The sequence below is a fragment of the Pseudomonas sp. FSL R10-0399 genome (assembly GCF_009600165.1).
Classification (GTDB): Bacteria; Pseudomonadota; Gammaproteobacteria; order Pseudomonadales; family Pseudomonadaceae; genus Aquipseudomonas; species Aquipseudomonas helleri.
In genome coordinates, this window is sequence record NZ_WIWK01000006.1 from 62,747 (window position 1) to 77,321 (window position 14,575).

General features: G+C 55.3%; 8 protein-coding genes. 4 read left to right on the forward strand and 4 right to left on the reverse strand.

Translation table 11 applies throughout. The features are described 5' to 3' along the window. Window positions 1-20: 20 nt before the first annotated feature. From GHO41_RS03145 to GHO41_RS03160, 4 genes are all read right to left on the reverse strand, one after another. Window positions 21-2,273 carry an ATP-dependent DNA helicase gene (locus tag GHO41_RS03145; RefSeq protein ID WP_153432934.1) on the reverse strand — a complete coding sequence of 751 codons (2,253 nt, stop codon included), beginning with the start codon at window positions 2,271-2,273 and terminating at the stop codon, window positions 21-23. Continuing rightward, window positions 2,270-3,919: a VRR-NUC domain-containing protein gene (locus GHO41_RS03150; protein WP_371928826.1), complete on the reverse strand. Its 1,650-nt coding sequence runs from the start codon at window positions 3,917-3,919 to the stop codon at window positions 2,270-2,272. The genes GHO41_RS03145 and GHO41_RS03150 overlap by 4 nt, the downstream gene beginning before the upstream one ends. Before the next feature lie 156 nt (window positions 3,920-4,075). Next, window positions 4,076-5,518, reverse strand: a complete 1,443-nt coding sequence (locus tag GHO41_RS03155) for a hypothetical protein (protein ID WP_153432936.1) — start codon at window positions 5,516-5,518, stop codon at window positions 4,076-4,078. Window positions 5,519-5,836: 318 nt separating this feature from the next. After that, window positions 5,837-6,853: a zinc-dependent alcohol dehydrogenase family protein gene (locus tag GHO41_RS03160; RefSeq protein ID WP_153432937.1), complete on the reverse strand. Its 1,017-nt coding sequence runs from the start codon at window positions 6,851-6,853 to the stop codon at window positions 5,837-5,839. Between the two features lie 289 nt (window positions 6,854-7,142). Here GHO41_RS03160 and GHO41_RS03165 point away from each other — a divergent pair, with 289 nt between their 5' ends. The 4 genes from GHO41_RS03165 to GHO41_RS03180 all read left to right on the forward strand — a co-directional run bounded on the left by GHO41_RS03165 (window position 7,143) and on the right by GHO41_RS03180 (window position 14,548). Beyond that, entirely contained in the window at window positions 7,143-8,057 is a 915-nt protein-coding gene (locus GHO41_RS03165) for a LysR family transcriptional regulator (RefSeq protein WP_153432938.1), read from the forward strand. Between the two features lie 563 nt (window positions 8,058-8,620). Further along, window positions 8,621-11,041, forward strand: coding sequence for a TerB N-terminal domain-containing protein (locus tag GHO41_RS03170; RefSeq protein ID WP_153432939.1), 2,421 nt, complete (start codon window positions 8,621-8,623; stop codon window positions 11,039-11,041). After that, window positions 11,038-12,333: an ATP-binding protein gene (locus tag GHO41_RS03175; protein ID WP_153432940.1), complete on the forward strand. Its 1,296-nt coding sequence runs from the start codon at window positions 11,038-11,040 to the stop codon at window positions 12,331-12,333. Before GHO41_RS03170 ends, GHO41_RS03175 begins: the two co-directional genes overlap by 4 nt. 43 nt (window positions 12,334-12,376) lie before the next feature. Beyond that, window positions 12,377-14,548 (forward strand): DEAD/DEAH box helicase, encoded by a 2,172-nt coding sequence (locus tag GHO41_RS03180; protein WP_371928827.1) that lies wholly within the window; start codon window positions 12,377-12,379, stop codon window positions 14,546-14,548. Window positions 14,549-14,575 lie beyond the last annotated feature (27 nt).

Here is a 14,575-nt window from a genome sequence, read left to right on the forward strand (position 1 = left end):
GTGTGGCATACGCCACGCCATCAGCCCAATTGCCACCAACCGGGCAGCAGTTGTTGCACCTTGGGTTCGGCAAAGCGGTCATCAATCAAGAACAGCGTGCCTTGGTCGCTTTGGGTACGGATCACGCGCCCGGCGGCCTGGACGACTTTTTGCAGGCCTGGATAGAGGTATGTGTAGTCATACCCCGCGCCAAACAGCCCGGCCATGCGCAGCTTGATTTGCTCATTGACCGGGTTCAATTGCGCCAGCCCGAGGGTGGCGACAAATGCACCGATCAGCCGCGCGCCCGGCAAGTCGATGCCCTCGCCAAACGCACCGCCCAGCACCGCGAAACCTACCCCTTGGCTGGCCAGGGTGAATTGATCAAGAAAGGCTTGGCGCGCGGCTTCGTCCATGCGTCGTGATTGCAACCACTGCGGCACCTGCGGATGGCGTTCGGCGAGCAACTCTGCAACCTGTTGCAGGTAATCAAAACTGCTGAAAAACGCCAGATAGTTGCCGGGGCGCTGCGCGAACTGGGCCGCGATCAATTCGACTATGGGCACCAGAGACGCTTCGCGGTGCACATAGCGGGTCGAGATCTGGCTAACCACCTGCACCTTCAGTTGCTGTGCACTGAACGGCGATTCGACGTCGATCCAGACCGTATCGACAGGCAGTCCCAGCAGATTGGCGTAGTAAGGGCGCGGGCTCAGCGTGGCCGAAAACAGAACGTTGCTCTGCGCGCTGGCCAGTCGAGGGCCGATGAATCCGGCCGGGACAATGTTGCGCAGGTTGAGTTGTGAGACACGTCGCCGGCCAGCATCGCGCATGCTGACGTCGAACAAAAAGTGCTGGTCAAACAGCTCGGCCACCCGATTGAACTGCAAGGCTTCGAAATAGAAGGCTTGCAGGTTGCCGCTCAGCCCTTGCGGATGATCGTTGAGGTAATCACCGATTGCCGTTATGCAGCCCGACAACGCGCTGAGCCATTTAGCCGGCAGCTGCGAATGTACTTTATAAGGCCCGGTTTGCTCCTTGTGCAGCGCATTCCATTCACGATTGAGGCGCTTGAACGGCTTGTCGAGCGGCGCCGGGGCGTTCTGTCGCACGCTGTTGAGGGTGTGTTGATCGAGGCTGGCGCTGTACATCTGCCGCGCCCGCTCCACCAGGTTATGGGCCTCGTCGACCAGCGTCGCGACCCGCCATTGATTGGCTTGGGCCAAGCCGTAGAGCAAGGCCGTGAAGTCAAAATAGTAGTTGTAATCGGCTATCACCAGATCAGCCCAGCGGGCCATTTCCTGGCTCAGGTAGTACGGACACACCTGATGGTCCAGGGCGACGCTACGTAATGTCTGCTGGTCCATCGGTGACTGGGCAACGGCCGCCTGACGCGCAGCGGGCAGGCGATCATAAAAGCCCTTGGCCAACGGGCAGGCATCGCCATTGCAGGCGTTTTCGGGGTATTCACAGGCCTTGTCCCGAGCCACCAGTTCCAGCACGCGAAACGGGCTCTGCGAACCTGCCGGGTACAGCACTTGTGCAGCCTCCAGCGCCAATTTGCGGCCGGGCGTCTTGGCGGTCAGGAACATCAACGTGTCGAGCTGTTGCTTGGGCATGGCCTTGATCAAGGGGAACAAGGTGCCAATGGTTTTGCCAATGCCGGTGGGCGCCTGGGCCATCAGGCAACGGCCGCCGCTGGCTGTTTTGTACACGGCCTCGGCCAGGCTGCGTTGCCCGGTACGAAACTGCGCATGAGGGAAGGCCAACTGCTGCGCCGCTTCATCGCGAGCCTGACGGTGGCGCATCTCCTGCTCGGCCCACGTGAGGAACAGCGAACATTGCTGATTAAAGAACTGTTCGAGGTCGGCTGCCTTCCAGGTTTCTTCGACGCGTGTTTCTTTCTCGCTAACGATATCGAAGTACACCAGCGCCAGATTCACCTGGGGCAGTTGCAGGCTTTGACACAGCAACCAGCCATACACCCGGGCCTGAGCCCAGTGTAGTTGCCGGTGGTTGACGGGGATCGAGGCAAAGTCGCTGCGAAAGGTTTTCACCTCTTCCAGTACGTTGCCCTGCGGGTCATAACCGTCGGCACGACCGCGCACGGTCAAGCTCTGGTACTGGCCTTCAAGGCTCACTTCGGTTTGATACCCGGCACTGCGCCGTGAGGCTACTGTACGATGCCCGGCAATGCCCTGCTGCGCCGTCGGCGACGGGGTAAAGCGCAAGTCAAGATCGCCGACCTTGGCCGTGAACTCGCACAAGGCGCGCACTGCCACGCGATAACTCAAGGGCGAGCGTCCTGCCATTGCACGTAACACACCGTGACCGGCATCTGATGTTGCTCGCACAGCGCGAGCCAGCGCAGTTGGTTGTCTTGCAAGCGGTCACCGGGGCCTTTGACTTCGATCATGCGGTAAGCCTTTTGCGCTGGCCAGAACTGAATCAGGTCAGGCATGCCGGCACGATTGGTTTTGATATCTTGCAACAAACGCTTGAACCAGACTTTCAGGTGTTCAGGCGGCAAGCACAGCAAGGCATCGTCCAGCAGGCTTTCGCTCACATAGTCCCAGGCCACAAAAGGTGACTGCACGCCGAATTTGGCGGCGTAGGTGGCGCGTATGGTGTGTTGGTATTGCAGGCTATCCAACTGCGCCAGGCAGGCGTCGAACAACTCTGCACGCCTGGAAAAGAAATCTTGATCGAGCAAATCGGCCGGGCCGCTTTGATAAGGGTGAAAAAACGCACCCGGCAGCGGTGCGAAAATCGCCGGCCAGCACAGCAAGCCGAACAGACCGTTGATCAAAGTATTTTCGACGTAGTAAACCGGAGCTTCAGGCGCTTGCAGGTGGTTAACCACTTTGAACTCAACCGACAGGGGTTCATCACGATCGAGGCTCAGGTCCAGGCGCTCGATCGGTTGCGCCTTGGGTCGCTCCAGCGCCGCCAGGCCCAGCTTGCGGCGCAAACGGGGCAGCATGCGCAGCAATTGCTGTTGCTCAGCGTCGGTAAAAGGCGCATCCGCATTGGGCTTGGTCAACGCCATGGCCTGCTCAAACTCACCCAGCAGCTCAAGCACCCTAACCATGCGCAAACGCACCTCAGGGTGCTGGCTGTCACGGTAGACCCGTAAAGCCTGGGGCAACTCCCCTGCCCGCTCGTGGAACTGGCCGATTTGAAACAACAAACGCGCCCGACGACGTTGCAGCCAGCGGTTATCAGTGTGGTAGTCGAGCACCCTGCCCTGTATGTCCTGCACTTCGCCACCCGCTTCAAACGCCTCACGGCAGGCGTGGAGGTGCAGGTAGCCATCAATATCGGCCCGGCAGCGCAAGGCGCGCGATTCCGGGCTGAACGCCACTGTTTCGTAGTTAAACAGCCCCAGATCAGCCAGGACCAGGTCCGGCCAGCCCTGGCTCAGGTTGCCAAAGAACATCAGCCGCAAACGATCGCTCAAGTCCCGGTGATTAAGGGTATAGAGCTGTTCATCCAGTGCGGGATGCCATTTATTGAAGCTTTGTTGATGAGGAAAATCGGCTGCAAGATCCTCCAGCCACGCGGTCTTTTTACCCTTGGGCTGGGTGATGTGCGCACTGAAACAGCTAAGGATCTCGGGCTTGGTCAAGACCTCAAACACCTCGGCCAGTACCAAGGGCGCCTGATCATTCGCCCAGCCGCCCTCCACCAAAGGCCGCGCAGCAGAGCGGATATCACCTATTTCTGCATAACTGAGCTTGCTCGCGCGAAAATGCGCGCCTTTGCGCATCACCATACGCACCCACAGTGCTTGTGAGGGCGTTGGCAACTGGCCAAAACCGGCGATAAATTGCTGTTCTTCAGGGCTCAGGACATCCTCATACCGGGCTGCAACCCAGGCGAGTACATGCTGAAAGTTTTTGAGGTAGTAAAACGGGTCTTGTAGGGGATCAGAAATCACAGGCACAACAAACCACTGGCTTTGGTTACTGGTTATGCATACAGATAGCAGTTCGCCTACCCGGCTGGCAAACCCTATTGGATGAGCGGCCGGGAAGTTCCCGTGTGGTAGCCGCTGACCCAGGACCAGGCAGCGGCTTCAGATTACGGTTGAACCTCAGAGCTGCTTGTCAGGGTCATACATCCACAGTGCGGCAATCAAGGACTTACCGGCTGAGAAGTCTGTTTTTGACATACCGAACAGCACACGAAGTGCTGACACAGGTAGCCCGCTGACCGATTCAAGCCACTTTACATCAACTTCTGACGCGGCATTTTCCTCCATCAGGGTCTGTCGCATGTCATTGCGTACATGGAGTTTTTCGGGATGACGTTGTTGTAAAAACACTTCGAGGCCGCTTGCCTGATCCACAAACGGTGAATACAGAGCGCAGATCAGATGTTCATCGGTCATGCCATGAAGTTCGGCCAGATAGTGAGTAACGGTTTGTCGTAGTCTTTCTATGCGCTTTGGGGTATTAAAACTGCCACCCAGCTTTTTGATCACCTGCCCTTTGTAGCGTTCGTTAGCTTGATTGTCGGCGCTGGCCTTGCGCAAAAAGTCTTGTACTCCAACATGGTACTCATCCCCGCAGTGACAGACACCACGAATGCCCTGTATGTGCGCCGACAATAAAACAACAGCAGCCTGGGGTTCCTCAACATCCAACACCTTTACATTCCAAGAGCCTTCTACAAACATCAGCACTTGCGAATGCAGCATATCGACTTCATAAGAGAGGCAATCAAACACGTTGATAATATTAATTTCGCTGTCTGCGCTGTGCGCCCCCAACAGATTCAACGGCACAGGAAGACGCAACCAGTGTTTAAAGTCATCATCCAGTTTTGAACATAATTTAACTGCACTTTCAAAGTCTTGGGCATACAGAGCATTAGCCGCATGCCCCTGTTTAAGCGCTACCTGCCGTATCCATTGAGTGTATTCACCCAAGTGTTCAGGCGGGCGGCGATCAATTAACGCATCAACGTGCCCACCCCATTCGCAGGCGCGCCGGTAAAGCTTGGCCCGTGACAGCAGATCGGCATAAAAGAACGTCGCTCGGGGCGCAGCTTCCGAGAGATGCCCTGCCATCAGTATTTGTGTGCGATCCATGACCGACGCCAAGCGCTCAAAGGCTACCGGTATGTGTTTGTCCAACCGCCTGACTTGCGTCTCATCCACCAGCAGCAGTTCCACTGTTGGATCGTCATACACAAACAACTCATTGCATTGTGTCTGTATTCGCGCCATGACATTGGTCGTGACACGAGGCTGACGCAATACGGCAATACGCAAAGTAAATGTTTCGGGGGTACGACCGGCAATACTCAGTTGGGCTGCACGTAAAAAAGCCAAGGTGTAAGCGCATTCTTTGCCGCCTTCATGGACCACCATGACCCGATAACTTCCAATCCGTTCCAGCCCTCCTGCGGCGACTAATATGCGTTGAACCAACAGTTGCAACGCAATGCGTTCGGGACGACTAAAAAACCCCAGCAGCCGGTGTAGAACTTGTTGATAAACAAAATGCATGGCTTGTTCATGAAAGTTGCTCATGGGCTATTCCTCCAGTTCGACCGCTGTATTATCGACAGCCCTCAGCGCCAAGCACACCGTTACCTAATGGGTTCACCTCATAACAGATGCGACCCACATATGCATAGGAATTCACCTACACATAAAACACACACAAAAGAATATTTTTCCAGTTTGGAAAAATCTAAACGAATTGATCCCCGACATTAAAAACTGCCAGCATCACTATTCAATAAACAAAAACAGGCCCATGTTTATTCATGCGCAACAAAAATGCCCTTGAACTCAAGGTTCAAGGGCAGGCTGTTTGCAACTGCAGTCAGTCTGTGGGTTTAAAAATTACCCCAGCTCGAGTGCCACACGTCCACGGCATGGGCAATCGTCCATGTAGCGATGGGCTTCAACGAACTTATCGAAGGGGAACACTTTTACGTCCAGAGGCAGCAATACCCTGTCGGCGGTCAACTGGTTGATTTCACGCAGGGCGCGCTGGATGGCCTCTACGTCCTGGTCAATGCCCAACTCCGGCTTGCCAGTAAAGTTACCGATACAGTGCACAAAAAACTGAATATTCTTCTGAAAACAGGCACAGGCTGGCAGACGCGTCTGGTTGCCGCCTTGCAGACCGTAGAGCACCAGGCTGCCGCGAGGCGCAAGCACGTCACCCAGCACTGACATTTGCGGACCACCCAGACCATCGAAAACGGCGTCCACGCCTCGGCTGTCAGTAATCTTGTTGATCTGCATCAGCAGATCCTGCTCCTCGGTCACGATCACGTGATCGGCACCCAGGCCCAGCAGGTATTGGCGCTCCTCACCTTCTTTGGTCGCGGCGATGACTTTCGCCCCCAACGCTTTGCCCAACTGCACAAATGAAGGGCCAGCGCAGTGGCTGGCATCGGTGATCAATACCGATTGACCCGGCTTGATACGCGCCAGATCGACATAAGCGAAATAAGCAATCAACAGCGGGGTGTAATGGGTGCTGGCCTGTACCGGGGTCAGAATATCCGGATAACGGGTGAGTGCTGAGCGCGGCATCAGGATCAGCTCGCCGTAGGTTGGATACGCGTTGGCGCTCTCGGCCGGGAAGCTCGCCACCTTGTCGCCTACCGCCAAATCATCAACGCCAGCACCCACAGCGGTGACAATGCCAGCCATTTCATGGCCAATGCCCGCCGGCAAATGCGCCGGGCTTGGTGCCAGGTTCTGGCGCCATAGAACGTCATACCAACTGATACCTATCGCCTCGACACGCACCTGCACTTCGCCAGGCGCAGGCGCAGCGACCTCGTGCTCTTCGCACTTGAGCACCTCGGCTGACCCAAACTTGTGAAAACGGATCGTGCGCGACATCACAAACCTCGCCTTATTAATCGCTAATACCACGGGACTTTATCCGGGCTTTGTGCGCAAGACTAACAGACAGCATTAATAGTCGACATGCCTGACATTGATCCGGCGCGTTTTTTTAGCCGTGAAAAGCCGTGAACTGCGCCGCAAAAAATCTTGAAATTGCCGCCTACAAGCCCTGAAACACGCCTTCTCAATCCAAGAAAGGCAATCTACCGAGTGACGATTTATGACCTTTGCCAGTAAGATCCATTACCTGACTTTCCGTTGACCCTTCAGTGAATCCCGCCAGATGAACCGTAACGACTTGCGTCGCGTCGATCTGAACTTGCTGATCGTCTTCGAAACCCTGATGCATGAACGCAGTGTGACCCGTGCCGCCGAAAAACTTTTTCTGGGGCAGCCGGCCATCAATGCGGCTTTGTCACGCCTGCGCAATTTGTTTGACGACCCCTTGTTCGTGCGTACCGGCCGCAGCATGGAGCCCACAGCGCGGGCGATAGAGATTTTCGCGCTGCTGTCACCGGCACTCGACTCCATCTCCACCGCCGTCAGCCGTGCTTCAGAATTCGACCCGGCCACTAGCACCTCGGTGTTTCGTATTGGCTTGTCGGATGACGTTGAATTTGCCCTGCTGCCGATGCTGCTAAAGCGCTTGCGCGCTGAAGCCCCGGGCATCGTCCTCGTGGTGCGGCGAGTCAACTACATCCTCATGCCACCGCTGTTGGCGTCGGGAGAGATATCGGTAGGCGTCAGCTACACCACCGACCTGCCCGCCAATGCCAAGCGCAAAGTCTTGCGCCGCAGCCGGTCCAAACTACTGCGTGCCGACACCATGCCCGGCGCCATGAGCCTGGACGACTTCTGCGCGCGACCCCACGCACTGGTCTCATTCGCCGGCGACTTGAGCGGCTACATCGACACCGAACTCGAAAAAACCGGACGCAAGCGCCATGTGGTACTCGCGGTGCCGCAATTCAATGGTTTAAGCACACTGCTGGCGGGCACCGACATCGTCGCCATGGTCCCCGACTACACCGCCGAAGCCCTAACCGCCGCCGGCGGCGTGCGCGCCGAAGACCCGCCACTTGAAATCGAAAGCTTTGAACTGCACATGGCCTGGCGCGGGGCACAGGACAACGATCCGGGAGAAAGGTGGTTGCGGTCGAGGATTCAGATGTTTTTTGGGGATCCGGAGAGTCTTTAGGCGTTGTCGGGCAGGCTGTTTAGCTGATCATTTCCGCCTTACCACAAACCATGGAGCTCCATTCTCTTCCGGTGGATTGCTACATTGGGGGCATATCTTAGGGCATACACTGCATCAGGGCGCCCCTACGCCATCCCGTAGCACCCACGCCCCTGCAGGGGGCTACGGCAAATTCGCTCAAGCGCTGGAAATAGTTCGCCAATGCCGGCAACCACGGATGCTCGAACGGCGTGTCGAACCAGCGAGTCACCGAAAGTCCCACAGTAATATCCGCCTGGGTATGTGGTCCGTATCTATTAACGGGGGCGGAAGGCTCCGTTAGACTCAAGTCGTTGTCAGACAGGCCTCATTACTGATGTTTGAAATTACTGAGGATGGCTCACGTAAACGCCGCGACGCTCATATGAAATGCCCTAAGCATTAAATCTATAGCTGAAATGGCATCTCCACCCAAGATCGTTCAACTTTCCGATCATCTGCTCAGCCAAGCCATTGGCTCAAGCGTTAGGAATATTGGATACTGCCATAGCGCCAGTACCCATCTTTCAAGGTTGAAATGACACATGGCAAGGAAGAAAGCCAAAAACTCCGGTGGCACCGGCATACTTATCATTTTTGCTCTGGCATTCAGTGCTCTCGCTACTATCCCCAAAAAAGCCTGGATAGCGATCGGTGTCATAGCGGGTATCGGCACCATTATGTGGCTGCTGGCCGAACGCGGAAAACGCCGGCTCAATCAGCTTCAAGCATCAGCTGCAAAGAATGTGCGCCCGCAAAAGCCACAAAGCTTGGGCGTAACGTTTTCCATGCGTGAAGTCTCGACGAGCAATAGGAACAATGAGCAAGGCCCCGAGTTTTATACGGTGCAACTCGGCTCTCCCCCTGCCAATACCTTTAAAATTCCAAGTATCAGCTCACAGAAGGTCGACGCCCGCTGGGTGCCTGCTGGCGAAGTCATCGAAGTTGCCGGCCTCTCACTGCCTAGCGGCATGTTTTATATCGGAAGCACACTTGATAGCAGACATGATGCTCAAGAGCCTTCACTGATCAACCCAAAGCTTCGGATTGCCAAGAACTACGTCGACCTCAACGAGCGACTGATGTCTTATTGGCCGAGTTTCCACTCTATTACACCGCAAGCGCGACGCGGATACCTGCAATGGCTCGCAGGTGGGCGTAGTGATCCGTTGGCGGATACCGGCTATGTATTTTTGTTTTTCTACGGTTTGGAACGTCGAGCCCTCATTGATCCCATTTACGACTCAAAGGTCATTAATGAGGTTCCTTTAATAGTCGACGAGGTCCGGCGCCTACTGAGTATTTATAGAGGAAATGGGTCATTCCGAAGCTATGCAGAAAGCTTCCTTGAATACTTGAGCAACCGCGCCGTTGACGCGAATCTCTACCTTGGCCTGCCGCCCAACATGGCCGAGCACAGCTACGTAATGCCTCTGCCGCTGCGCATTGGTTTAGGTCAGCACGCGTCCAATAAGCAACCGCTGAATGCCGATTGGGCACTTGCATGGGCGTTGGCCGACCCCAACATCAGTAAACGTACGCCAGTCATACGCTGCAAAGATGTGTTTTCACGCTTGTTCAAGCTCAAATACGAAAACGCTTATCCTGCGGGCCTGATACTGGCGCAGAACAAAACCAAGCTCAAGGCCAGCTATCGCCCTGCCTCTGCCGTAATAAAGGCCCCCACCCTTACCCTGGGGGATCTGCCTGACGTCATGGCAACCTCGGGCACACGTAAAATTTTGCAACTGCTGGTCGAGCAATGCACTAGCGAAGTTGAGCCCTACAGCCGTTATTTGGGAAGAAACCCTGAAAGCGCAGAAGCACTTGAGGGGCTCCTGCAGCTTCCTGTCGCGCTCTGGCCGAAGGTAGCCCACGACGAATTGGATGAGTTGCAGTCCAGGATTGGTAACGACCTGGTCGTCATGAGTTTTGGAGAGCTCGCAGGGCGCTTTAAAAGCGCGGGCGCATTGTCTCGGGACAAAGTACTCGCTCTGGCCCGCGCATTGGAGTCGCTGCATATTGGAATGGAACCCGACGTACTGGGTGGTAGCAAGACGCCAAAAGCCGAGGACAGAATCGCGTTGTTTGTAACCCAGCCTGAAGATGGATCACTCCGTGCGTCTGCTGCATACAACGCTGCATCGGTAACCCTTGATTTGGCCAGTGCGGTGGCTTCGGCAGACGGTGATACCTCCAACGAAGAAATCACACTGCTTGCTCAGCATATCGATTCATGGAGTCACTTGAGCGGTGCCCATCGCAAACGCCTCAAAGCACATCTGCAAATCCAACTCCAACAACCGCCCACGCTTGCCAGCCTTAAGAAAAAGCTCGACCCCTTGGCTGTCGATGCAAAACGCACCATTGCCGGCTTCCTCGCTCATCTGGCGCAGGCTGATGGCATCGTCAGCCCTGCGGAGGTGAAGTTGCTGGAGCGTGTGTATAAGGCACTGCAATTGGATAGCCAATTGCTTTACAGCGACCTCCATGGGGCGGCAGCCGGTGTGGGTATTGCCGTGACGCCTGCCACCACTTACCCATCCGCCGAACCCGGCGCGCAGCCTGCCTCATCTTCGAAACAAGGTTTCGTCCTTGATCATGATCGGATTGCACAACTCCAGCGGGAGACGGCGGAGGTCACCGCCCTCCTCGCCAAGGTGTTCACTGAGGATCAGGTTGAGGAGGCGGACCGGCCGACTGAAAGCGCTGAACCGAATTCGGAGTCGAGCGCGGACGTACCTGGGCTTGACCAGGAACACTCGGCCTTCCTCCGCCTGTTGATCTCTCGCCCGGAATGGAGCCGCGCAGAACTGGAAACCGCTGCCAGCGACATGGAGCTGATGCTCGATGGCGCTCTGGAACAAATCAACGACATGGCTTTTGAAAGATTCGACATGCCCTTCACAGAAGGCGACGACCCGGTCGAGATAAACACAGACATCTTGGAAGAATTAGCCCTATGAGCATTATCAGAGCCAAGGATCGCGACGCGGTCATTCAATCGTTACGCGCGGGCGTAGTGCCACGTGTTGGTCAGCACCTGATTCAGGTTGGCCGTGTAGGCGAGCTTGATGCTTTGATCAAGGATGTCGAACGTCTGGTGGAGAGCGGATCAGCGTTTCGGGTGGTGATAGGCGAGTACGGCGCAGGTAAAACGTTCTTTCTGAACCTGGTTCGTGCTATCGCCATGGAACGAAAACTCGTGACCATGCATGCCGACTTGAACCCTGACCGCCGGTTGCACGCCACTGGGGGGCAAGCTCGCTCGCTTTACTCCGAACTAGCCAAGAACATGTCGACGCGCACAAAGCCGGACGGTGGTGCCATGCAAGGCATTGTGGAGAAATTTATCTCCCAGGCCAAAACAGAAGCCAAGGCAGCGGGTACCGATAGCGAGACAGTTATTCGTAAGCACTTGGCCGAGTTGACCGAGATGGTCAATGGGTACGACTTTGCCGAGGTGATCGCTGCCTATTGCCGCGGTTTTGAGGAAGGCAATGAGCAACTGAAGGTCGACGCGATTCGTTGGCTGCGCGGAGAATTCACCACCAAAACCGATGCCCGCGCTGCCTTGGGCGTGCGGACCATCATTGACGACGCCTCCGTCTACGACCAGCTCAAATTGCTTTCCAGATTCGTCAGGCTCGCAGGGTTCGGTGGCCTGATGATCTGCCTCGACGAACTGGTTAACCTCTACAAACTGGCGAATACGCAGGCTCGTAATGCCAACTACGAACAGATCCTCCGCATCCTCAACGACTCATTGCAAGGGTCATCCGAAGGGTTGGGGTTCTTGCTGGGCGGCACGCCCGAGTTTTTGATGGATACTCGTCGAGGGTTATTCAGCTACCCTGCCCTGCAGTCGCGATTGGCTGAGAACTCGTTTGCCAAAACCGGACTGGTGGATCTCTCAGGGCCGGTCATTCGCCTTACCAGTCTCACCCCTGAAGACTTCTACGTACTGCTTCAAAAACTCCGGCACGTATATGCCGGCGGCGATGCTGAAAAGTATTTGCTGCCTGACGAGGCGCTTCCTCTGTTTATGGCTCACTGCAACCAACGCCTAGGGGAAGCCTACTTCCGCACACCGCGTACCACGATCACAGCGTTCATCAATCTACTGGCCATCCTTGAGCAAAACCCAGGGGCCGATTGGCGAACACTGCTAGGGGCGGTCGAGGTCGCCAAGGATTCCGGCGGTGAAGATGATATGAAGGTCGATGCAGACGATGAACTTGCCACCTTCACACTCTGATTCATCAGGCTTCGAACAGCTAGAGCCCCGAATCCAGCGCTGGATTTGGGCTGAAGGTTGGACCTCCCTTCGCGATGCCCAGGAATGGGCCGTGCCTGTTCTGGTACACGCCGATCAGGACGTCATCATCGCCGCAGCAACAGCCGCTGGCAAAACCGAAGCCGCCTTCTTGCCCATCCTGACGAATCTGCTCAATAACGATGATCCGCCTGGTGCGGTGCTGTATATCAGTCCGCTTAAGGCCTTGATTAACGATCAATGGGACAGGTTAAGCCGACTCTGTGAACAGCTTGAGATCCCTGTTGTCGCTTGGCACGGAGATGTTTCATCCAGCAAAAAGCACCGTTTTCTCAAATCATCTGAGGGCGTGCTGCTAATCACTCCCGAATCTCTTGAAGCATTTTTTGTCAACCGTGGTTCAAGTCTCGGCGGCGTATTCCAACACCTGCGCTATATCGTCGTGGACGAGCTACACGCTTTCATCGGTAGTGAGCGAGGCAAACAACTTCAGTCATTGATGCACAGGGTTGAACTTGCTGCGGGAAGGCGCCTTCCCAGGGTTGGGCTTTCAGCCACCCTCGGCGATATGAAGATAGCGTCAGCGTTTTTGCGACCGGCCAATGCCGATAACGTTACCGTTATTGAATCGAAAAGCGCTAACCAGACACTTCAGGTGCAAGTTCGCGGCTACATTCAGCCGCCAATGAGCGAGCTTAAAAAGGAACCTGGTCAACCCAATGAGCAGGAGAGGAATGAAGACGAAACGGAAAATGAGGCAAGCCCTGACTTCGCGATTGCTGAGCATCTCTACCAGGTACTACGCGGCAGCAATAACCTGATATTTCCGAATAGTCGGTCTCAGGTTGAATGGTACGCAGACCAACTGCGCCGACGATGCGAGAAAGACGGCGTGCCCAACGAGTTCTGGCCTCATCACGGCAGTCTCTCGAAAGACCTGCGGGAGCAGGCTGAACATGCATTGAAAGCTGGCGACCGGCCAGCATCTGCGATTTGCACTACAACACTTGAACTCGGAATAGACATCGGCAGTATCAAAACGGTAGTACAAATTGGTGCTCCACCTTCCGTGGCAAGTCTGCGTCAACGTTTAGGGCGTTCCGGCAGACGCCCAGGAGAGAAAGCAACGCTACGCGTTTACTGTAAAGAATCACCGCTCACGGATAAATCTGGCTTATCTGATCAATTACGCCAAGTGTTGGTACAAACCATTGCTATGGTTCGACTGCTGACCAGAGGTTGGTTTGAACCTCCCAGAGCGCAGGGCATTCATGGCTCCACCTTGGTGCAGCAATGCCTTTCCATCATTGCTCAATGCGGCGGCGCTTCGGCTGCTGACCTATGGAAAAACTTGATTGCTGAAGGCGCATTTCAAGGTATTGAAAAGCCAGACTTTGTGAAACTACTCAAATCTCTGGGTGAGCACGAATTGATTGTCCAGGACAGCTCAGGGTTGCTGCTACCTGGAACAGTTGGCGAGCGAATGATCAATCACCATGAGTTCTACAGCGCATTCACCAGCGATGAAGAATTCCGTCTGGTATGCGACGGTAAAGCCTTGGGCTCGGTCCCCGTTAGCCGTCCGCTGACCAAAGACCAACGTATTATCTTCGGTGGCCGTCGATGGCAGGTACGTGATGTTGACCTGCAGGCCAAGGTCATCATCGTGTCAGCCGCACGAGGGGGGGCGCCTCCTCAGTTCGATGGCTTGGGCGCAATGGTGCATGACGCCGTACGTGAGGAGATGCGCGCAGTCTTGGCGGACTCCAGCCCCTGCCCTTTTATCGATCAAGGTGCCAAAGCTTTACTCGACGAGGCCCGAAAAACTTTTGCCTTATTGGGGCTTGGCGAGCGGTATCTTATCGAGTCTGGAGGGAAATGTTATTTGATTAGTTGGTTGGGGGATTACGCTAATGATGCTCTGCGTCTGCTGCTCAATCATGTGGGCCTATCCTGTGATAATTCGGGCTTGGCTATAGAGATCTATGCAAACATCGATCAGGCAAGAGAGGCACTCAAGACTGTGGGCACGTTGGACCCTAGCGATATCAATTCGCTTTTGGAGGAGGTGCAAAATATGTTGCGCGAAAAGTGGGATTGGGCGTTGCCGGAGTCGTTACTCGTGAAGTCTTTTACCTCGATATCGCTCGACATTTCCACCGCTATTTCCTTTGCCCAGATACAGTGGGCAAGCTGAATCTGAACAAGGTCAAGGTAAAAGTTA

Bases quoted from the DNA above. Each gene is read 5' to 3' on its own strand.
- GHO41_RS03155 (WP_153432936.1), bottom strand. From the start codon at position 5,518: ATGAGCAACTTTCATGAACAAGCCATGCATTTTGTTTATCAACAAGTT.
- GHO41_RS03160 (WP_153432937.1), bottom strand. From the start codon at position 6,853: ATGTCGCGCACGATCCGTTTTCACAAGTTTGGGTCAGCCGAGGTGCTC.
- GHO41_RS03165 (WP_153432938.1), top strand. From the start codon at position 7,143: ATGAACCGTAACGACTTGCGTCGCGTCGATCTGAACTTGCTGATCGTC.
- GHO41_RS03170 (WP_153432939.1), top strand. From the start codon at position 8,621: ATGGCAAGGAAGAAAGCCAAAAACTCCGGTGGCACCGGCATACTTATC.
- GHO41_RS03175 (WP_153432940.1), top strand. From the start codon at position 11,038: ATGAGCATTATCAGAGCCAAGGATCGCGACGCGGTCATTCAATCGTTA.